Origin of the sequence: uncultured Arthrobacter sp., from assembly GCF_964021775.1 — a bacterium.
In the GTDB taxonomy this organism is placed as follows: Bacteria; Actinomycetota; Actinomycetes; order Actinomycetales; family Micrococcaceae; genus Arthrobacter.
The window spans coordinates 32059-51483 of sequence record NZ_CAXHZI010000013.1; the positions used below are offsets into that span (position 1 = coordinate 32059).

Annotated in this window: 17 protein-coding genes; 4 read left to right on the top strand and 13 right to left on the bottom strand. The window is 67.3% G+C overall.

The features are described from left to right. Nucleotide 1: 1 nt before the first annotated feature. Together ABIN76_RS11960 and ABIN76_RS11965 are read right to left on the bottom strand one after the other, a co-directional pair. Nucleotides 2-664 carry a DUF6318 family protein gene (locus ABIN76_RS11960; RefSeq protein ID WP_346959912.1) on the bottom strand — a complete coding sequence of 221 codons (663 nt, stop codon included), beginning with the start codon at nt 662-664 and terminating at the stop codon, nt 2-4. 283 nt (nt 665-947) lie between these two features. Beyond that, on the bottom strand, nt 948-1592 hold the full coding sequence (locus ABIN76_RS11965; protein WP_346959913.1) for a hypothetical protein: 645 nt from the start codon (nt 1590-1592) through the stop codon (nt 948-950). 255 nt (nt 1593-1847) lie between these two features. Here ABIN76_RS11965 and ABIN76_RS11970 point away from each other — a divergent pair, with 255 nt between their 5' ends. Both ABIN76_RS11970 and ABIN76_RS11975 read left to right on the top strand, forming a co-directional pair. Beyond that, nucleotides 1848-2282 (top strand): pyridoxamine 5'-phosphate oxidase family protein, encoded by a 435-nt coding sequence (locus ABIN76_RS11970; protein ID WP_346959914.1) that lies wholly within the window; start codon nt 1848-1850, stop codon nt 2280-2282. Nucleotides 2283-2322: 40 nt separating this feature from the next. Beyond that, nucleotides 2323-2751: a very short patch repair endonuclease gene (locus ABIN76_RS11975; protein ID WP_346959915.1), complete on the top strand. Its 429-nt coding sequence runs from the start codon at nt 2323-2325 to the stop codon at nt 2749-2751. Nucleotides 2752-2755: 4 nt separating this feature from the next. On the opposite strand, the gene ABIN76_RS11980 is transcribed toward ABIN76_RS11975, so the two are convergent. Next, nucleotides 2756-3418, bottom strand: a complete 663-nt coding sequence (locus ABIN76_RS11980) for a TetR/AcrR family transcriptional regulator (protein WP_346959916.1) — start codon at nt 3416-3418, stop codon at nt 2756-2758. A 119-nt stretch (nt 3419-3537) separates the two neighbouring features. On the opposite strand from ABIN76_RS11980, the gene ABIN76_RS11985 reads away from it, so the two are divergent. Next, on the top strand, nt 3538-3795 hold the full coding sequence (locus ABIN76_RS11985) for a hypothetical protein (protein WP_346959917.1): 258 nt from the start codon (nt 3538-3540) through the stop codon (nt 3793-3795). Nucleotides 3796-3803: 8 nt separating this feature from the next. Here ABIN76_RS11985 and ABIN76_RS11990 read toward each other — a convergent pair whose 3' ends face one another. The 10 genes from ABIN76_RS11990 to speB all read right to left on the bottom strand — a co-directional run bounded on the left by ABIN76_RS11990 (nt 3804) and on the right by speB (nt 17897). Continuing rightward, entirely contained in the window at nt 3804-5051 is a 1248-nt protein-coding gene (locus ABIN76_RS11990) for a restriction endonuclease (protein WP_346959918.1), read from the bottom strand. Further along, nucleotides 5038-7266 carry an AAA family ATPase gene (locus tag ABIN76_RS11995; protein ID WP_346959919.1) on the bottom strand — a complete coding sequence of 743 codons (2229 nt, stop codon included), beginning with the start codon at nt 7264-7266 and terminating at the stop codon, nt 5038-5040. Before ABIN76_RS11995 ends, ABIN76_RS11990 begins: the two co-directional genes overlap by 14 nt. A gap of 114 nt (nt 7267-7380) precedes the next feature. Further along, nucleotides 7381-7635 (bottom strand): hypothetical protein, encoded by a 255-nt coding sequence (locus tag ABIN76_RS12000; RefSeq protein ID WP_346959920.1) that lies wholly within the window; start codon nt 7633-7635, stop codon nt 7381-7383. Nucleotides 7636-7718: 83 nt separating this feature from the next. Beyond that, the gene (locus tag ABIN76_RS12005; protein WP_346959957.1) at nt 7719-8150 is read right to left on the bottom strand and encodes a thioesterase family protein; all 432 of its coding nucleotides are present in this window, start codon (nt 8148-8150) and stop codon (nt 7719-7721) included. A gap of 107 nt (nt 8151-8257) precedes the next feature. Next, nucleotides 8258-10189, bottom strand: a complete 1932-nt coding sequence (locus tag ABIN76_RS12010; protein WP_346959958.1) for an ABC transporter ATP-binding protein — start codon at nt 10187-10189, stop codon at nt 8258-8260. 131 nt (nt 10190-10320) lie between these two features. Then, nucleotides 10321-12054, bottom strand: coding sequence for an ABC transporter ATP-binding protein (locus ABIN76_RS12015; RefSeq protein ID WP_346959921.1), 1734 nt, complete (start codon nt 12052-12054; stop codon nt 10321-10323). A gap of 225 nt (nt 12055-12279) precedes the next feature. After that, nucleotides 12280-14397, bottom strand: a complete 2118-nt coding sequence (locus ABIN76_RS12020; protein ID WP_346959959.1) for an MFS transporter — start codon at nt 14395-14397, stop codon at nt 12280-12282. Nucleotides 14398-14494: 97 nt separating this feature from the next. Next, nucleotides 14495-14980, bottom strand: a complete 486-nt coding sequence (locus ABIN76_RS12025; protein ID WP_346959922.1) for a MarR family transcriptional regulator — start codon at nt 14978-14980, stop codon at nt 14495-14497. A gap of 164 nt (nt 14981-15144) precedes the next feature. Continuing rightward, the gene (locus ABIN76_RS12030; RefSeq protein ID WP_346959923.1) at nt 15145-16812 is read right to left on the bottom strand and encodes a thiamine pyrophosphate-binding protein; all 1668 of its coding nucleotides are present in this window, start codon (nt 16810-16812) and stop codon (nt 15145-15147) included. Then, nucleotides 16809-17897, bottom strand: a complete 1089-nt coding sequence (speB, locus tag ABIN76_RS12035; protein ID WP_346959924.1) for an agmatinase — start codon at nt 17895-17897, stop codon at nt 16809-16811. Before speB ends, ABIN76_RS12030 begins: the two co-directional genes overlap by 4 nt. A 406-nt stretch (nt 17898-18303) precedes the next feature. Between speB and ABIN76_RS12040 the strand changes: the two genes are divergently transcribed. Then, nucleotides 18304-19131: a DUF559 domain-containing protein gene (locus tag ABIN76_RS12040; protein WP_346959925.1), complete on the top strand. Its 828-nt coding sequence runs from the start codon at nt 18304-18306 to the stop codon at nt 19129-19131. Nucleotides 19132-19425: the final 294 nt, after the last annotated feature.

Here is a 19425-nt window from a genome sequence, read left to right on the forward strand (position 1 = left end):
TTCACCCTACGATTCTGCCGATGTCAACCAGTTTCCATGCCCCCTTGGCAAAGGTGATGAATAGGAGATTTCCGGTGTCATCCGGTTGAGACCCGCGGCGAGCGACGCTGCCGTCTTTTCGCATGTATGTCAGTGGTGTTTGATGCGCCTGCACGGCAACTTGATAAGTCATATCGGCGCCTTGGACGAATTCAGTGCTGACCGACGGAGTAGTCACCAAGCCGCCCACCAGCCACCTTCCCTCGGTGTTCCAAGCATTAATGACCGCTTTCGCCTTTGCGCACGGTTCACAACTATCTGAGGTGACGATATTCAATGGCCGCAGATCCCCCGTCTCGTATCCGTAGCTCAGCAGATTGAACCAGTGCTTAGCGAACGCAATTGCGCCTTCCTTCGTCTTCGCCTTCGCAGCCTCCGGGAGCACCGGCAGCGGGACGTTCTGCGCCCGGCCCTTGGCGTCCGCCGGCTTATAGCTGGCCGTGGCGATGGGCGTGGGGGTGTCGCTTGGAGTGGGGGACGCGGATTGGCTCGTCGACCCATTGCTTGGGGCTGCGCTCGGGGACGCCTGGCCGCCGGTGCAGGCCGTTCCCATGAGTGCGAAGGCGGTGAGCAGGGCGACTGCGGTGGCTGACCTGCGGCTGGAGGTTGGAGTGCGAGATGTCATGTTCAGCTAATCCCCCGATAGAAATCAAGACGCCTGAATCCAAACAATGCCTAAGGGTAACTGACACCGCACTCTCGCCGTAAGGGTTATCCACAGGCAGTCGGCTCACTTGCGAAGCACACGACCCTAGGGAACCATGCGCCTCAAAAGCCCCACGTGGCTCCCCCGAAATTCACCGATATTGCCCGAATCTGATCCCCAAATGCGGCAGGGCGTTGCCGAAGTCTCCACTCCAGCAACGCCCTGCCCCCCCCCGGCCGGACTCAATGCCCGGCTCCTTTGCCTACTTCTTGTTGTCGGCCCCAAGCCCCGAACCGCTGCAGCTTGCCATCGCGCCCTGGCCGGATCCCGAGTTCTTCGAGATCGACTTGCCGTCAAACAGGATTTCGCAGCCGACCTTTGCCGCGGCGTTCGAAAAATCCCCCATGACAGACAAGGAGAGCAGATCCGAATTCTTGACGGTCTGCTCCTTCTTCCAGCCAGTGCTGGCGTCCTCGTGGGACGTCCCGCCGCTGGTCCAGTAACTGACCGAGGCCTTGCCGTTGGTGGTTACCACATACTGGACCTTGTGCTCCGAGTTGAGCGCCTGGTCGGCGGACGATACAGCAGCGGACAGCACAGCCATCCAGATGGCGGCGATGACAATGCTCAAAATCCCCAGCACGAGGCCCGCGATCGCGGCCCCCTTCTTGGCGAACTTGCGGGTGGCACCGATGAGGCCAAACAGGACGGGCAGCGGGCCCAGGACAAAGGCGACGATGCCCATGACCGGAATGAACGAAAAAACCACAGCCACAATGCCGAGCACCAGCGCGGTAATGCCCCAGCCGTTACCCCGCGAAGCCGGCGCCGGAGCGCCGCCCAGGGACGGAACGGCGGACGTCGGCGCGTCCGCGGGCGCGGTGCCGTGTGAATTGAAAGTACTCATGATTCCCCATATTCATGGCCAGGCAACGCCTGGCGGTGTGAAGTGCCCGGGCCCAAGCGCCCCCATGGCGCGGAGGGGCATCTCCGCCAACGGCCAAATACCCTCACGGGCGGTCATTGACTGCGATGCAATCCGGACAAAAAGAACGTTAGGGAGGGGGTCGGACAATTTAGTGGCGGGAACCCGGCCGACAACCCAGGCAATCACTTCCGATGGCCTCTGGCATTTTTCTACACGGGACAGAACAATGAGCCCATGATGTTCGAACACGCAGACAACAGCCCCATCCTGAACCTGTCCGAGGATGAGACCTGGAAACTTATCGAAGGCACACAGCACGGCAGGCTCGTCGTCACCGTGGCCGGTGAACCGGACATTTTTCCGGTGAATTACGCCGTCAATAACCGCAAGCTCTACCTCCGCACCGCCCCCGGCAACAAGCTGGCCGAGCTCACCATCAACGCCAAGGTGCTGTTCGAAACTGACGGCATCCTCTCCGAAGAGGCATGGTCGGTAGTAGTTCGCGGCACAGCACGGGTCCTGGAGCAGTCCGCGGACATCGCCGCGGCGGAGGCGCTGAACCTGAAACCGTGGGTGCCTACCCTGAAGGACTTCTACGTCGAGATCGACCCGACGTCGGTCAGCGGTCGGCACTTCCAGTTCGGCGAGCACCCCGAACGGGAGATCTAGGCCAGGCCCGCGGCCGGGCGCGGCCGCCTAGACTTAAACCATGGCGGACAGTCTGACCCCGGAGCGGCGCAGTTGGAACATGTCCCGCATCAGGGGGAAGAACACCAAGCCCGAACTGCTGGTCCGCCGGATGTTGCACGCCAAGGGGTACCGCTACCGGCTACACGGCACAGCCCGCGGTGGCAGGCTCCCCGGAAACCCGGACCTGGTGTTCGCCAGCCGCCATAAAGTCATCTTCGTCAACGGCTGCTTCTGGCATTTCCATGACTGCAGGGTCGGCCAGCATGCACCCAAATCCAACGCGGATTTCTGGGAAACCAAGCGCGCCCGCACCCGGACCCGCGACGCCGAACAGCGCCGCCTGCTTGAAAGCTCGGGCTGGGAAGTGCTCACCGTCTGGGAATGCGACCTCAAGGACCTCACTGGCCTGGAGCAGCAGCTCGAGACCTTCCTGGCCAGCAAAGCCTGACCCGCTACGCCTGATGGGCCGCTATCAGCCACTCGGCCATTTGCCGCGCCCCGCCGGCTGCCGCCCGGTCTCCCCCGGCCGCGGCGACGATCGAGCCTTTCATCAGGATGTACCAGGACCGGGCGAAGGACTCCGGGTCAACCAGGTCCGCCTCCTCGGCGAGCTGCTGCACATGGCCCCTGATCTTGTCGAGGTAGTCGATGCTTGCCCGGCCCAGCGGGTGGGTTGGCCCCATCTCCAGCAGGATGTTGACGAAGGAGCAGGCCTCAAAGTCCTCCCGCGCAAACCAATCGGCAAAGACATCGAAGATCGCCAGCAGCTGCTCCACCGGGGTGCTGCCCCGGCGTCGGGCCTCGGAAATAATGGTGGCTACCGTCCATTGCCGGTCCCGGCGCTCCAGAAAAGCGAGCACCAGCTCATCCTTGGAGGCGAAGTGACGGTAGAAACTGGCCTTCGCCACCCCGGACCGGGCGATCAATTCATTGATCCCCACATCCCGCACGCCACGACGCGAAAATAATTCGTACGCAACGTCCAAAATGCGTTCCCGGATCCCGGTAATCTCAGCAGCACCGACGGTGTTTTCACCGCCGGCCGCAGGAATGCGACCGCCGCCCGCGCGAGGGGGCTGTGGGGGCGTTGCCTGGGAATTGGTTGAAACAGACATCAAAAATATCTTACCGCTACGCGAGACAGACTGGTCTACCTGGGCTAAAATCGACACTCGGGGACTAGGACTCTATTGGTCAGTACGTGGGGATACTACGAACTCCGCAGGAGAGCACCATGCCACACTTGTTGTTGTCTACCGAGACCCGCACGCGGCACGCCGCCCGGAGCCCCGAAACACATGAGGATCTGGAGCCCTTGCGCCGTCAGGTTTCCGCCATCATCGACGCCATTCTTTCCGAGGACAAGCCCGAAGAGGCCGCCGTCCGGGAACAGCTCCGCGGGCACGTCGCCAACAATCCCGGCGAACCGGAAAAGGCCCTTCTGGCCCACCTGCTGTCCGTCTCGACGTCCCTGCAGGACGACACCGCGTAGGTCTACCGCTAGCGGCTGATCGTCGCCTGCCGGACCACTTCGCCCCAGGACTGCTGGGCCAGGTCCGCCACCGATGCCAGGATGTCCGACGGCGGCAGGGACAGATCCAGCGGGAACTCCACCACGTCGATGTCCGTATTCAGGATCCGGCGCAGCTTGATCTCGCCGGCGCCCGCATACACCAGCCACGCCGTGGGCACCCTCAGCGAGGTGCAGTACGCCAGCATCCGGTAGTGGTCCGCGGACAGCGAGGCGCCGACGTCGGACGCCGCCTTGTACTTCGCGTCGTACACCATCACCGGCCGGCCGCCGAGCAGATGCACCGCGCCCGGCTGGACCATGATCCGGTCGGAGTCCCGAACTGCCTCGTTGAGCATCGAGTTGTAGCGCAGCCGCATCTCGCCCGGGTACGCCGCCATGGCTTCGCGCAGCGCGGTCCCGACGAAGTCCTCGAAGACCTTGGACATGTCCACCACAAACGACGCCGAGTGCTGCCTGCCGTCCCCCGCCTCGGCCGAGGCGTTGCGCAGGATGACCTCCGCCAGCCGGAGGGCCGCGTGGTAACGGACGTTCATCCGGCTGGCCCGCCACGGCGGCAGCGGGGCCCCGGACTGCAGGCGCGTCACGGCGTCGAGCTTTCCCTTGAGCCGGCGCAACCGGCTGAGCACGTCAGCCCGGACCCCCGGCACCTGCGACATGCGTTCGAGGGCGGCGCGGAGGATGCGGTTTTCCGGGATGTCCTCGGTGAACTCGTCGTAGGAAACCTCCAGCGGCACCAGCATGCCGGGCCGGCGCGAGATCTGGTCCGACATCCGGATCCTGCCCTTGACGGTGCGGAGCGACTCATCGACGTTCAGGTAGCCCTGCAGCACGCCCCGGCTGAGCGCCTTGTCGGTGAGTTGCGCAAGGGATTCGGCGAGGGCGCTCCAGAGGTCGGTGTCCTCGACGGCGGCCACGGCGTCGTCCCGGAAGCCCTGATGCTGCGTGTAGCCGAGCAGGAACAGCAGCCGGTGCAGGCCCAGCCGCTCCTTGGGGCGCACCTCCAGCTGCACCGAAGGCGTGCGCACGGAACCCACCTTACCGACAGGTTCGATCCGGAACAGGCCCATGCCCAGCGGTGAGGCCTTGGCCAGCCCGCTGCCGTTGATGTAGGCGGCGCTGCCGGCGTCGATCCGTTCCACCACTCCCCCGGACAGCTCGTCCAGGACGATGTGGCGGACGGAAGAACCGCCGGGGGCGTGGCTAGACGCGCGCAAGGCGCGCCATCAGCTGCTCCAGGCCGAACCGCTCCTCCAGCTGGGCCCGGTTGAGCTGGCCGTGGTAGTGCTCTTCGAGCAGCGGCATCAGCTCGTACTTCCAGATCCGGCGCAGCCCGGTGGGAGTCTGGGCGGCCTTCTTCATGAAGTAGGACGGCCCGATCATCAGGTCCCGGTCCCACTCGTCGATGGCGTTGTTCAGCTCGTCGAGCAGCAGCGCCGGCGTCGTGTCCAGGTCGCGGGCCTGCAGGAAGCGCAGCAGCGAGCCCTTCACCGGCTCGGTCTTGGGGTGCAGTTCGATGAAGGAGAAGCGGCGGCGGATGGCCGCGTCCATCATCGCGATGGACCGGTCCGCGGTGTTCATGGTGCCGATAATGTACAGGTTGTCCGGCAGCGAGAACGGCTCGGTGGGGCTGTACTGCAGGTAGATCCGGTCGTCGCGGTATTCGAGCAGGAAGTACAGCTCGCCGAAGACCTTCGCCAGGTTGGCCCGGTTCATCTCATCGATGATCAGGAAGTACGGTTTGTTCTCGTTACCCGGCTTGGCGGCTTCCTCGGCCAGCCGGCGCAACGGTCCGGCGACGAGTTTGAAGGAGACCTGGCCCTCGTCGGTCTTGTCCGGCCGGTAGCCTTCGAAGAAGTCCTCGTAGGCGTAGGAGGGGTGGAACTGGACGAGTTTGACCCGCTCGTCGCTGGTGTCCCCGGCCAGTTCGGCGGCGAGGTGCTTGGCCAGGTAGGTCTTGCCGGTGCCGGGCGGGCCGTAGAGCACCAGCTGGCGGTTTTCCTCCAGCAGTTCGGCGATTTCCTGCAGCGGCTCCAGGTCCATGTGCAGGGATGCGGCGAATTCCGCCGTCAGCGGCCGGAACCCCTCGCAGGGTTCGACGACGGCGGCCGGCTCGGCGCCGTCGCCGGCGTCGGCCTCGGCTTCGGCGGGGAGCAGGGTCTCGAGCGCCTGGATCACCCGGGTGACGTCCACGATGAGCCCGGAGCTGGCCAGCTGCCGCTGCACGTGCCGGGGCAGCTCGGCCATCGAGTGGACCTCGTCGAACCAGCGGACCTTGCGGCGGAGCCGGCGGTTGTCCTCGTGGTGTTCGGGTTCGCCCAGCACCACGCCCACCCGGACGGTCCCGGAGGTCTGGTAGAGGGTGAGGTCGCCGGGTTTCATCACGGTCAGGAAGGCGAAGACCGCGGTTTTGGTGTCCTCGCGCTCCACATAGCTGAGGTGTTTGTAATCCTCGTCCACGGCGTGCTGGACCAGGCCCGCGGTGACGCCCGGGTCGAGCAAACGGAGGTGTTCGACGTCGAGCGTCACCGCTTCCTCGTCCTGCCAGGCGGCGAGGACGTCCGCGTTGTCGTGGTGGCTGCGCAGCAGCCAGGCGCGGCGGCCTGGATCGCCGACCTTCCGCCACTGGCTGACCAGCTGCCGGGAGTACCAGTCGATCCGCTGCCCGGCCTGTTCGTCGAGGTGCAGCCGGATCCGGTGGATGTCAGCGGAGACTTCCTCATCGGAGTCGCCCTTGGCGCCGCCCACCAGGGAGGCGAACGCGTCCCGAATCTCCTGGCGTTCGACGTCGGCCACGACGGGTTCGAAGTAGGCCGGCCAGACCAAGAACTCGATGCTGCGCCGGATGGCGGGCTGGTCTTCCGGGGTGCCGGCGGTGAGCTCGTGGAAGGCCAGCGGGTCCTTGATCGCGGCCTGCACGACGCCGGCCGGGCGCTGCGCGACGTGCCGCACGAAGCGGCACAGCCACTTCAGGTGGTCCCAGATGGTCCAGTTGAATTCGGCGGTGCGGTCCCGGATCACGCCATGGTCCGTCATGCCCGCGTACAGTTCGTCGGGGAGCTCCAGTGGCGGCTCCAGCCAGGACGCTGCCTCGGCCACGCGGGCCCGTTTGACCTTCAGCGACTTGACCTCGTGCGCCAGCGGCAGCGACTGCAGGAACAACAGTTCCACGGCCAGCTGCTTCGCCCCGCGGGTGGCGCCCTCCAGGTTTCCGCGGAGGTTGGTCATCATGGGCGCCTTGGGATCCGGGATGCCCCGGTCCAGGCGCTCCAGCAACTCCGAGGCCGCCGCAACGGACCACGTCCTGGTCCGGCCGTCCAGCGGCGACGCCTTGCCGAGCAGCCCCGGGCCAAGCACAAACCACGCCGCGTCTTCGATCTCTTTGGAGATGCCGAGGGCGCGGTGCATGGCGGGCTTTTTGTTGGGGGTCATGCCTTCAATTTACAGGCTTAAGCTGAACACCCGCATCACGCCGCACACCGTACCTACCGGCCAGTAGCTTTCGGCCGCGGTACCGACGGTGTCCGCCGCGCGGCGGCCGGGGCCTTACTTGAGGGCCGGGCGGCGCTTGACGCCGAAGGTGAAGTAGCTTCCGGGACCAACGAAGTTGATCAGGGTGGCGGCCCGCCAGAGCGCCTTGCTGCCGCGGATCTCCTCCGCCGGGCGGCGTGAAATGTCGCGCTGGGCAGCAATCAGGAGGGACAGCTGGACGACGGCCGCCGTGATGGTGCCGAACTTCGCCATCGGCGAGAGCTCTTTCCACGTCTTCTTCCGCGCCTTCATCTTGCTTCGCTTGGCCATGATCCGTGCTCCTAAGGTTCTCATCGTGCAGGCATCCCGCGGGCCTGTTCAGTCTAGGACCGATCCCGGCAGCGAGGTAGGGGCTAGTGGGTCTGGCGGACCGCCATGAAGGGGGCGAGCTTGGCCTTCTGTTCCGGGGTCAGGCGCAGGACCCGCCCGGTGGCCTCATCCACGAAGGCCAGGTGGCTGCTTGCCTTGACGCAGTCCTCGCCCGTGACGGGGTCCTGGACGAGGTAGTGGATGTCGAAGCTGGCGCCCTTGACCGCGCCGACCCACAACTGCACCACGGCGGGAACGTTGCGGTATTCGAGGGTCCGGACGTAGCGGATCCTGTGCTCCACGACCAGCGCCAGGGTGCCCTCCGGGATGTCGTTGAACAGTGACACCTCCGGTTCGACGCCGGGCAGCCCCGCACCGCGCGGCGGCCCGAAGGCCGCGATCCGGGCCTCCTCCAGGATCCGGACGAGCTGCACGTTGTTGATGTGGCCATAGGCGTCCATGTCGCCCCAGCGCATCGGCACCTGCACCTCGAGGCGCCGCGGTTCAACGGCCCGCTCGGCTCCGTGGGCAGCAGGCTCCCCTGGCACAGCCGCGCGCTCGGCCCCGGCGGCCGCTCCGGCGCTCAACTGTGCACCGCCGTCGGCTCTTCCAGGACGGACGTCTCAGCGTCCTCCCCGGCGAACTGGGACATGTACAGGCGGTAGTAGGCGCCCCGCAGTTCCAACAGCTCCGCGTGCCGGCCCTGTTCGACGATCCGTCCGGCTTCCATCACCAGGATGGTGTCCGCGTCCCGGATGGTGGAGAGGCGGTGGGCAATCACGAAGCTCGTGCGCTCGGTGCGCAGCGCGGCCATGGCCTTTTGGACCAGCACCTCGGTGCGGGTGTCCACCGAGCTGGTGGCTTCGTCCAGGATCAGTAGCGACGGGTTAGCCACAAACGCCCGGGCGATGGTGATGAGCTGCTTCTCGCCGGCGCTGACGTTGTTGCCTTCCTCGTCGATGACGGTGTTGTAGCCCTCCGGCAGCGCCCGCACGAAGCGGTCCACGAAGGTGGCCTTCGCGGCCGCCATGATCTGGTCCTCGGTGGCGTCCAGCTTGCCGTAGCGGATGTTCTCGTAAATGGTGCCGCCGAACAGCCAGGCGTCCTGCAGGACCATGCCCACCTTGGAGCGCAGTTCGGCGCGGCTGAGCCGGGTGACGTCGACGCCGTCGAGCGTGATGGCCCCGGCGTTGAGCTCGTAGAAGCGCATCACCAGGTTCACCAGCGTGGTCTTGCCGGCGCCGGTCGGACCGACGATGGCCACCGTGTGCCCGGGTTCGGCGGTAAAGGACAGGTCCTCGATCAGCGGCTTGTCCGGGGTGTAGCTGAAGGTGACGTGCTTGAACTCTACGTGCCCGTCGGTTTTGGCCGGGAGGTGTTCGACGGCGGTCTCGGCGTCCTGTTCGTCGGCGTCGAGGAACTCGAAGACCCGCTCGGCGGAGGCCACGCCGGACTGCAGCATGTTGGCCATGCCAGCCATCTGCCCCAGCGGCTGGGTGAACTCGCGCGAGTACTGGATGAACGCGGTGGCGTCGCCCAGGCTCATCCCGCCCGAGGCCACCCGCAGCCCGCCGACGACGGCGATCCCCACGTAGCTGAGGTAGGAGACGAACTGCATGACGGGCATGATCATGCCGGAGACGAACTGGGCGCCGAAGCTGGCCTTGTACAGCTCCTCGTTGCGTTCGTCGAAGCGGGCCAGCATGTCGGCGTCGCGGCCGAAGACGCGGACCAGGTCGTGGCCGGAGAAGGATTCCTCGATCTGGCCGTTGAGCTCGCCGGTGTTCTTCCACTGCGCGGCGAACAGCTTCTGGCTGCGCGCGCCGATGATGCCGGCGGCCACGCCGGAGAGCGGGAGGGCGATGAGCGCAATCAGGGCCAGCTGCCAGGACACGATGAACATCATGATCACAATGCCGATCACCGTCAGTGCGGAGTTCACCAGCTGCGCGAACGCCTGCTGCAGGGCCTGCTGGATGTTGTCCACGTCATTGGTGACGCGGGAGAGGGTGTCGCCGCGCTGGCGGGTATCGAAGTAGTTCAGCGGGAGCTTGTTGAGTTTCTTCTCGGTGTCGTCGCGGAGCCGGCGGACCACGCGCATCACGAGCACGTTCAGGACGTAGCCCTGCAGCCAGAGGAAGATGTTCGCAACGAAGTACATCACCAGCACCACGCTGATCAGGAACGCGAGCTTCTGGAAGTCGATGCCCACGCCCGGAATAACGTCCATCCTGGCCAGCATGTCCGCGAAGTTGTCCTGGCCCTGGGAGCGCAGTCCGGCGATGAACTGGTCCTTGGTGGCGCCGGCCGGCAGTTGCTTGCCAACCACGCCGCCGAAGATGACGTCCATCGCCTGCCCCAGGATGCGGGGCGCGATGACGTTGAGGACGACCGCGACCGTCACCATCGCAAGGACGGTGGCGATGCCGGCCCGCTCGGGTTTCAGCAGGCCCATCAGCCGTTTCGCCGAGGGCCAGAAATGCTGGGCCTTCTTCGCGGGCACGGCGCCGAACATGCCGCCGTCGGCCTCGCCGGGGGTGAATTCCTCCTCGTAGAAGTCCTCCTCGGGCGCCTCGGCGGGGGTTTCGGCGGGCACTTCGTGGCGAGCCTTGCCGGCGGTGTCGGGGCTGCGCTTATTGTTGGTGCTCACGCGATGGCCTCCGCGGTCAGCTGGGATTCGACGATTTCCTGGTAGGTGCTGGAGCTGGCGAGGAGCTCCTCATGGGTTCCGCGGTCCACGATCCGGCCGTTGTCCAGCACCAGGATCTGGTCCGCGTCCGCGATGGTGGAGACGCGCTGGCCGACGATGATGACGGTGGCGTCCGCGGTCTTGGCCTTGAGGGCCTTCCGGAGCCGGGCGTCGGTGGCGACATCCAGGGCGGAGAACGAGTCGTCGAACAGGAAGACCTTGGGTTCGGTGACGAGCGCGCGGGCAATGCAGAGCCGCTGGCGCTGGCCGCCGGAGACGTTGGTGCCGCCCTGGGAAATCCGGGCGCCGAGGCCGTTCTTCTTCTCCCGGACGAAGTCGGCGGCCTGGGCCACCGTGAGCGCGTCCCAGAGTTCCGCGTCGGTGGCCTCGGATTTGCCGAAGCGCAGGTTGTGCTCGATGGTGCCGGAGAACAGGTACGGCCGCTGCGGCACCATCGCGACGCGCCCGGTGATCTCGGCGCGGTCCAGCTGGGTGACCGGGACGCCGTCGAGCAGCACCTCGCCCGAGGCGGCGTCAAAGAGCCGCGGCAGCAGCGCCAGGAGGGTGGTCTTGCCGGCGCCGGTGGACCCGATGATCGCCACGGTCTGGCCGGGTTCGGCGGTGAAGCTGATGTCGCTGAGCACCGGCGCCTCGGCGCCGGGGTAGGCGAAGGAGACGTTGCGGAATTCCACCCGGCCCGCCTTGGCGGCCGGGGCGACGGGGGTGAGCGGTTCGTGGATGGAGGGTTCGACGTCGAGCACCTCGCCAATGCGGTCCGCGCAGACCGAGGCGCGCGGGATCATCATGGCCATAAAGGTGCCCATCATGACGGCCATCAGGATCTGCAGCAGGTACTGCAGGAACGCCGTCAGCGAGCCCACCTGCATCTCCCCGGCGTCCACGCGCTGGCCGCCGAACCAGAGCACGGCGGCGGTGGAAACGTGCAGGATCATGCCGATCGCCGGGAACATCAGCACGAACAACGCGCCGATCTTCAGTGAGACGTCGGTGAGTTCCTTGTTGGCGGCGCCGAAACGCTGCGCTTCGTGCGGCTCTCGGACGAAGGCGCGGACCACCCGGATGCCGATGATCTGCTCGCGCAGGATGCCGTTGAGCCGGTCGATCTTGGCCTGCATGGAGCGGAAAAGCGGCATCAGGCGGACCACAAGGTAGCCCACCACGACCACCAGGAGGGGGACGGAGACCCAGACCAGCCAGGACAGGTTGAGGTCTTCGCGGAGGGCCATCACGATGCCGCCGATGCACATGATGGGGGTGGCCACCATGAAGTTCAGCCCCATCAGCATAAGCATCTGGACCTGCTGGACGTCGTTGGTGCCGCGGGTGATCAGCGTCGGGGCGCCGAAGACGTTGACATCGCGGGCGGAGAAGCTGCTGACCTTCCGGAAGACGCCGCGGCGCAGGTCCCGGCCGAACGCCATCGCGGCCTTGGAACCGAAGTAGACGCCGGCGATCGCGGTGACCACCTGGACCAGCGCGACCCCAAGCATCAGCCCGCCGGTGCGCCAGATGTAGTCCGTGTCGCCGCGGGAGACTCCCTCATCGATGATTTGGGCATTCAGGCTGGGCAGGTACAGGGCCGCAATGGTGGAGGCCAGCTGGAAGACGACGACGGCCGCAATATACGGCAGATACGGCTTGGAATAGCGCCGTATGAGGGTGACAAGCATGCCCACGGATCCTTTGGAATGGTTCATGAATCGCAGAAGAGGAAAAAGCAGAAGTCCGGCAAGGAAAGGAATAGCAGATGGGGCCGACAGCCTCAGCTGTCCCACTCTACGAAATCCCCTGCCGGGGTGAAACCTCCGGCGTCGAAGGTGCTCGTGTTGCCGCCGGGAAAAGCGGCCCCGCAGCCACCCTTGTCGGGTGGCCGCGGGGCCGCATCCGTTCTTTAGCTACTCGCCGCGGTGCCGGCCGTGGGTGGCGATGTAGTCGGCAGCGGCGCGCTGCAGCTTGCGTTCCTTGGCGAGCTGGCGCCGCAGCGTGGTGAGCTGCTCGGCCACCCGGGCCTGCTCGGCGGCAATCGCGCGCTGCTCCGCGGCCTGCTCGTGCACGGCCCGCAGGGCCTCCGCCAGCTGCACCTGCTGCTCGGCGAGCAGCCGCTGGGTCTGCAGCAGCAACGGCACAATGTCGGCGTCGTCGGCGCGGGCCTCGGCCACCATGGTTCTGGCCCGGAGCCGGGCCCCTTCCCGCTCGGCCCTGGCCGCGCCGTCGCCGTTCTGGCGGCTGTCCAGGTCCTGCCTGGCCGCGTCCGGGAACCGGGACCCATGGGTGCGCTGCCGGCTCAGGACCTCGATGAACTCACGGTCAAGGTCGACGATGCCGGTGGCGGGAGCGTCGTGCGCAGCGGAAGCGACGGCGTCGTGCCCCGCTGCGGCGGGACCGGCGGCGTGCCCGGCGGTGGACCCCGCTGCGGGAGCGGAAGCGACGGCGGCGTGGGCGGCTGCCCCGGCGGCAGCTTCGACGCCTGCGGCGGTTCCCGAACCCGTGACGGCGGCGGAGGCGGAAGCTTCCGGCCGGATGTCCACGGTGCGGCGCAGCGGCTTTTCCTTGATGAACAGGATGGCCACCAGCGCCACCAGCCCGATGATGGCGGAGATCAGGAAGACCTCGGCGATCGCGTCACCGTAGGCGGCCCGCATGATGTCGCGGATGGGTGCCGGCATGTCCTTGAGGTCCATGGTGGCCCCCGCGGATCCGCCGGGGACCTTGATTCCGGCGGCAGCGAGGCCTTCGGTGGCGAGCTCCTTGACCCGGTTGCCCAGCACGGCGCCGAGGACCGAGACGCCGATGGCGCCGCCGACGGACCGGAAGAAGGCTACCGAGGCGCTGGCCGTGCCGATGTCCTTGGCCTGGACCGTGTTCTGGACGGCGAGGACGAGGTTTTGCATCAGCAGGCCCAGGCCGATGCCGAGGATGGCGGTGTAGATCCCGGTCAGCCAGAGGTCCGTGGTGTGGTCCATGCTGCCGGCCAGGCCGAGGCCGCCGATCAGCGCGACGGCGCCTGCGATCAGGTAGCGCTTCCATTTGCCGGTCCGGCTGATCAGCTGGCCGGAGAGCACCGAGCCGATCAGGTTGCCCGCGATCATGGGCAGCGTGAGCAGGCCTGCTTCGGTGGGGGTGGCGCCGCGGGCCACCTGGAAGTACTGGCCCAGGAACGTCGAGGAGCCGAACATTCCCACGCCGACGGCCACGGACGCGAGGATGGCCAGGGCGGTGGTGCGCTCGGAGATGATCTTGAGCGGGATGATGGGCTGGGCCACCTTGGATTCCACCAACACCAGCAGGCCAAGGAGCACAATGCCGCCGCCCACCATGGCGACCGTCTGCCAGGACCACCAGTCGTAGTAGTCCGGGTTGCCGGCGAAGGACACCCAGATCAGCAGCAGGCTGACGCCGGAGGTCAGCAGGATGGAGCCGAGCCAGTCGATCTTGGCCGGGCGCTTGACGTGCTGGATCTTCAAGGTGACCTGCAGCAGGATCAAGGCGACGACGGCGAGCGGGACGCAGACGAAGAAGGTCCAGCGCCAGCCGAGCGGGCTGTCGACGATGAAGCCGCCCAGCAGCGGTCCGCCGGCGGTGCCGACGGCCATAACGCCGCCCATGTAGCCGGAGTACTTGCCGCGGTCGCGCGGCGGGATCATGGAACCGATGATGGCCTGGGCCAGGGCGGTGAGGCCGCCCATTGCGATGCCCTGGATAACGCGGGCGGTCAGCAGCAGCGGGATGGTCTCTGACAGGCCCGCCATAACGGAGCCGGCCACGAAGATCACGATGCTGAGCTGGACCAGGACTTTCTTGTTGAAGAGGTCAGCCAGCTTGCCCCAGATCGGGGTGGTGGCCGCGTTGGCCAGCAGCGCCGCGGTGATGACCCAGGCGAAGTCGGTCTGGGTGCCCTTGAGCTCGGACATGATGGTGGGCAGCGCGTTGGCCACGATGGTGCTGCTGAGGATGGCGGTGAAGAACGCCGCCAGCAGGCCGGTCAGCGCTTCCATGATCTGCCGGTGGCTCATGGCCGCCTGTGGTTCGTGGTGGGATGGCGGTGCGGGGGTCGCCTGATCGGTGGGGGCCGGGGACGGCCCGGCGGCGGCAGCATGGCTGGCCATGGAGTTACTCCTCAACAAAGGTGGTCGTGTCGGTGGTTCCGGCCGTCTTTGCCCGGGCTGAAGTCCTGAGGGATTCAGCTAGTTTCTTTAGGGTGCGCGAGGTCGCTTCGACGTCGTCCTCGCTCCAGTCCTGCAGGAAGCCCTGCAGGGTGGCGGCGCGCTGCGCCTCAATGGAGCGCAGCTTCTCGACCCCGGCCGGCGAGAGCGCGATGAGCTGCGCCCGGCCGTCCTCGGGATCCGGCCGGCGGACCACGTAGCCCTGCTCGAGCAGTTCGGCGAGGTGCCGGCTGAGCACCGGAGCGCTGACGCCGAGCCGCTCCGCGAGTTGGGTGGCACGGGTTTCCCCCTCCCCCACAAAGCGCAGCACGCCCTGGAGCGCGACGCCGGTATCGTCGCCGCGGAGGTTCGCCGCGGCGACGCAGCGGACGGCGCGCTGGAGATCGAAGATTTGGTGGACCAGCTTGGCTGCAGTGGTCGATGCAACTGACATGTGTGGAAGCCCCTTACTTACTTGCCCGAAGCAACAATACCGCAAATTGATTGCTTTGGGAAACTAAGAAGCCTGCACGAAAAAGCGCGAACGTACATTTGAGGCCCCGAATCCGCGTGGATTCGGGGCCTCAAGTGTTCGTTCGCGCTATGTGGGCGCGGGGGTTAGACGTCCAGGTGCGTGGGGGCGAACATCTTGAGCAGGGTTTCGACGACGACGACGTTCGGCCCGTCCGCGGCGAAGCCCGCCTTGAGCGCGTCCCCCACATCCTCCGGGGCCACCCGGACGGCCGGGACGCCGAAGGCCTCGGCCAGTTTCACGAAGTCGGGACGGGCCAGTTCGGTGGCCGTGGCCTTGCCGAACGCGCCCACCATGTACTCGCGCAGGATGCCGTAGCCGCCGTCGTCGACAATCAGCCAGGTGACCGGGACGTTGTGCTGCTTGGCGGTGGCGAGTTCCGAGACCGAGTACATCGCCGAGCCGTCGCCGGAGACCGCGAGCACCCGGGCCGAGCCGCCGGGCTTGCCGGTGGTTTCCAGGCCCACGGCGCCGCCGATCGCCGCCGGGAAGCCGAAGCCCAAGCCGCCGGCGCCCTGGGCGGAGTGGAACTGGCCCTCGCGGGCGTCCCAGCAGCTCCAGGCCCAGTAGGCGGAAATCGTCATGTCCCAGAACGTCTGCATCTGCGCGGGAACGGCCTCGCGGATATCGGCCATGAACTTCAGTTCCTTGGCGAGGTCCTGGGATTCCAGCCGGGCCTTGACCTTGGCCAGGGTGTCCTTGACCAGCGCCTCGGGTGAGTTGCCGTGCCAGTCGGGGCGGGCGCCGGCCGGTGCCGCGGCCAGGGCCTCGTCGAGGGCGGCGAGTGCCTGGCCGGCGTCGGCCCGGATGCCCAGGCCGGGCCGGTTGGACTCCAGCACGCGGGGTTCGGCGTCGATCTGGATGATCCGGCCGCGGGGCTCGAAGGTGAAGTAGTTCGATGTCACTTCGCCCAGCGAGGAGCCGATGACGATCAGCACGTCGGCGTCCTCGAGCAGCTCCGTCATGTACTGGTCCTCGATCCAGGACTGGAGCGAGAGTTCATGGTTCCAGGGGAATGCGCCGTTGCCGCCAGGGGTGCAGATCACCGGCGCCCGCAGCTTTTCCGCCAGCGACAGCAGCGACCTCTCCGCCCGGCCGCGCCGGGTGCCGCCGCCGGCGATGATGGCCGGCCGCTTCGCCTCGGAGAGCCACTTCGCGGCTTCGCGGACCAGCTCCACGCGGGGCGGGTTGTCCGCGGCTTCGGCGAGCGCGTCCTCCACCGGCGGCACCATGATCGGGTCCAGCAGGACGTTTTGCGGGACCTCGATCCACACCGGGCCCTGCGGTGAGGAGATGGCTTCGGTCCAAGCGTCCTGGATGGCCGAGGGAATGCCGGAGGCGTGCTGGATCAACCGCTGGCTCTTGGTGACGTTGGCGGCCGAGGCCTTCTGGTCATCCAGCTGGTGCAGCATGCCCTTGCGCCGCGCCCCGAGGCCCTCCAGGGGAATCTGGCTCGCGATGACCACCATGGGCACGCCGGTGGCGTAGGCCTCCTGCAGTCCGGCCAGCGAGGTCAGCGCGCCGGGGCCGGTGGAGAGGAAGAGGACGCCGACTTCGCCGGTGGCGCGGGAGTAGCCGTCCGCGGCGAAGGCGGAGTTGTTCTCCACCCGCGAGGACACGAAGTGCAGGTTTCCGCGGCCCATCGCGTCGAAGAGGCCCAGGGCGTGCTGGCCGGGGATGCCGAAGACCGTCTTGGCGCCGAGCGCCTCGAGGGTTTCGACGACGAGGTCTCCGCCGTTGCGCACCCCGGTCACTGCGCGGCTCCGCTCTGGACCTGCTGGGCCGCTGTCGCGGCGAAGCCTGCGGGACGGCGGGATTCGCGGCCGAGGGCCTGCGCCGCGTAACCGCTGGGGGCGCCGGAGCGGTCGCCGTCGACAGCGCTGTCGGCCATCAGGGTGACGAGTTCGTAGGCGACGTGGCTTGCCGCCACGCCGGTGATGTCGGCGTGGTCGTACGCGGGGGCGACCTCGACGACGTCGGCCCCCACCAGGTTCATGCCGCGGAAGCCGCGGATGATTTCCAGCAGCTCGCGGCTGGTGATGCCGCCGGCCTCCGGGGTTCCGGTGCCGGGAGCGTGGGCGGGGTCAAGGACGTCGATGTCCACCGAGATGTAGAGCGGGCGGTTGCCGATCCGGTCCCGGACCTTGGCCACGGTTTCCAGCACGCCCTGGTAGTAGACGTCGGCGGAGGTGACAATGCCGAAGCCGAAGCGGTGGTCGTCGTCGAGGTCCTTCTTGCCGTAGAGCGGGCCGCGGGTGCCGATGTGGCTGATCGCCTCGGTGTCCAGGATGCCTTCCTCGACGGCGCGGCGGAAGGGTGTGCCGTGGGTGTACTCGGCGCCGAAGTAGGTGTCCCAGGTGTCCAGGTGCGCGTCGAAGTGGAGCATGGCGACGGGCTGCCCGGCGCGTTCGGCCGCGGCACGCAGCAGGGGCAGCGCGATGGTGTGGTCCCCGCCCAGGGTCAGCAGTTTGCTGCCGGCGGCGGTGAGATCCAGCGCGTTCTGCTGGATGGTTTCGATGGCCTCGTTGATGTTGAACGGATTGACGGCCATATCCCCGGCGTCGGCGACCTGGATGTTCTCGAAGGGGCTGACGTCCCAGGCCGGGTTGTAAGGACGCAGCAGCCGGCTGGCCTCGCGCACGTGGTTGGCGCCGAAGCGGGCGCCCGGGCGGTAGGACACGCCGGAGTCGAAGGGCACGCCGACCACCGTGACGTCCGCCTTGGCCACCTGGTCCAGCCGCGGCAGGCGGGCATAGGTGGCGGCGCCGGCGTAGCGCGGGATGCGGGAGGAATCGATGGGGCCAAGGTTGCCATTGGCTTCGATGCGCAGCTCTTCCAAGAGAGGCGTCTCCTTCGAGGGTTGTCCGACGGGTGTGACTGCCATCATACACTCGAAAGTTGCCCGGAGCGCATCAGTTGTTTACCAAACCTCTTCTACTCCGCGTGCTGCGGGCGTGATCCCGGGGGTCCTGCCGCTCCGGCCAGCGTTCCCGCCCAGTTCTTGGGTTACGCAACGTGCATCGCCCGGGACGGGGCTTGTCTTTCCGGGCTTTCACTGGCCGCAGGGGTCGGCCTTCCGCGGAGAACTGGGCGGGAGCGCTGATTCTGGCGGTCCTGGGCACGGTCGGGGCGGGCTCCGGACGGGGTCCGGGCGCGGTCGGGGCGGGGCCGGGGCGGCCGGGGGTTGTCCAGATAGCCCGGTTGCCCGGTGTCGCCGGACCCGTCGCAACCCCTGTACTGGCCTGATGGACCTCCTTGACTACCTCGGCCGGGTGGGCGGCGTCGCCCGGACCGGCCAGCTCCTGTCCGCGGGCTTTTCCCGCACGGACCTCGCCCGCCTGCCCGACGCCGGATTGCAGCGACTTCGGCGGGGCGTATTTGTCCTTCCCGGGTGCGCGCCCGAGGTCGTAGCCGCAGTCCGGCACAATGCCCGGGTCAGCTGCGCCAGCGCCGCCGGACACTACGGCCTGTGGCTGCGCGAACCGCCGGACCGCCACCATCTCGCCTGCAACCACGGCCACGGCAGCGGCTTCGTCAGGCACCGGACGGTCAGGTTCGAGGGTCACGAATCCCTCCCCCTGGCGGCAGTCGAGGACGTGGTGCTGCATGCCCTGGTCTGCCTGGCGCCCCCGGCGTCGACGGCGATAGCGACCTCGGCAATACGACTCCACGGTGTGCCCCTGGAGTTGCTGAAGGGCGAGCTCCTGGGCAAGAGATCCGGGCCGGTGCGCACGGCGCTGCAGCTCCTGGGCCTGAGGGCCGAATCCATTGTTGAGGTCGACGCCCAGCACCTCTTCAAAACCAACGGAATCGGCTTCGACGCCCAGGTCCACCTGCCCGGGATCGGCCGGGTGGACTTCCTGCTCGACGGGTTCCTCATTGTTGAGGTGGACGGCTTCGCGTTCCATTCCAACCGCGACGCGCTCCGCCGGGACCTCGGCCGGAACAACGCGTCGACACTGAACGGTTTTGCCGTGCTCCGGTACATGCCTGAACACATCTGGTTCGAGCCGGAGCGTGTTCTGGCCGAGATCCGGGCCGTCCTGGCCCGGGGTCCGCGGCCCGGCCGCTGACGCCCCGCCTGCCTGCCTACCTGCTGACGTTCCCGCCCAGTTCTACGACGGCGGACGGCCGCACCGCCGCGTCGGCCCGCGGAATTCCGGGGCTCACCGCGGCTAGGTACGAGCCGGGGAGCCAACAACCGGGCAGGAAGGCGGCCGGCCCAGCGCGGCCCGCCCAAGGAACACACCCAGGTCCAGGCCGGGTTCTGGACCGCCCCCGCCTGCCTGCTGACGCTCCCGCCCAGTTCTACGACGGCGGACGGCCGCACCGCCGCGTCGACCCGCGGATTTCCGGGGCTCACCGCG

Bases quoted from the DNA above. Each gene is read 5' to 3' on its own strand.
- ABIN76_RS11995 (WP_346959919.1), bottom strand. From the start codon at position 7,266: ATGACCCCCAACAAAAAGCCCGCCATGCACCGCGCCCTCGGCATCTCC.
- ABIN76_RS11975 (WP_346959915.1), top strand. From the start codon at position 2,323: ATGGCGGACAGTCTGACCCCGGAGCGGCGCAGTTGGAACATGTCCCGC.
- ABIN76_RS12025 (WP_346959922.1), bottom strand. From the start codon at position 14,980: ATGTCAGTTGCATCGACCACTGCAGCCAAGCTGGTCCACCAAATCTTC.
- ABIN76_RS12005 (WP_346959957.1), bottom strand. From the start codon at position 8,150: ATGCGCTGGGGCGACATGGACGCCTATGGCCACATCAACAACGTGCAG.
- ABIN76_RS12020 (WP_346959959.1), bottom strand. From the start codon at position 14,397: ATGAGCCACCGGCAGATCATGGAAGCGCTGACCGGCCTGCTGGCGGCG.
- ABIN76_RS11960 (WP_346959912.1), bottom strand. From the start codon at position 664: ATGACATCTCGCACTCCAACCTCCAGCCGCAGGTCAGCCACCGCAGTC.
- ABIN76_RS12015 (WP_346959921.1), bottom strand. From the start codon at position 12,054: ATGCTTGTCACCCTCATACGGCGCTATTCCAAGCCGTATCTGCCGTAT.
- ABIN76_RS11970 (WP_346959914.1), top strand. From the start codon at position 1,848: ATGATGTTCGAACACGCAGACAACAGCCCCATCCTGAACCTGTCCGAG.
- ABIN76_RS12040 (WP_346959925.1), top strand. From the start codon at position 18,304: ATGGACCTCCTTGACTACCTCGGCCGGGTGGGCGGCGTCGCCCGGACC.
- ABIN76_RS12000 (WP_346959920.1), bottom strand. From the start codon at position 7,635: ATGGCCAAGCGAAGCAAGATGAAGGCGCGGAAGAAGACGTGGAAAGAG.
- ABIN76_RS12010 (WP_346959958.1), bottom strand. From the start codon at position 10,189: ATGTTCGGCGCCGTGCCCGCGAAGAAGGCCCAGCATTTCTGGCCCTCG.
- ABIN76_RS11980 (WP_346959916.1), bottom strand. From the start codon at position 3,418: ATGTCTGTTTCAACCAATTCCCAGGCAACGCCCCCACAGCCCCCTCGC.
- ABIN76_RS11985 (WP_346959917.1), top strand. From the start codon at position 3,538: ATGCCACACTTGTTGTTGTCTACCGAGACCCGCACGCGGCACGCCGCC.
- ABIN76_RS11965 (WP_346959913.1), bottom strand. From the start codon at position 1,592: ATGAGTACTTTCAATTCACACGGCACCGCGCCCGCGGACGCGCCGACG.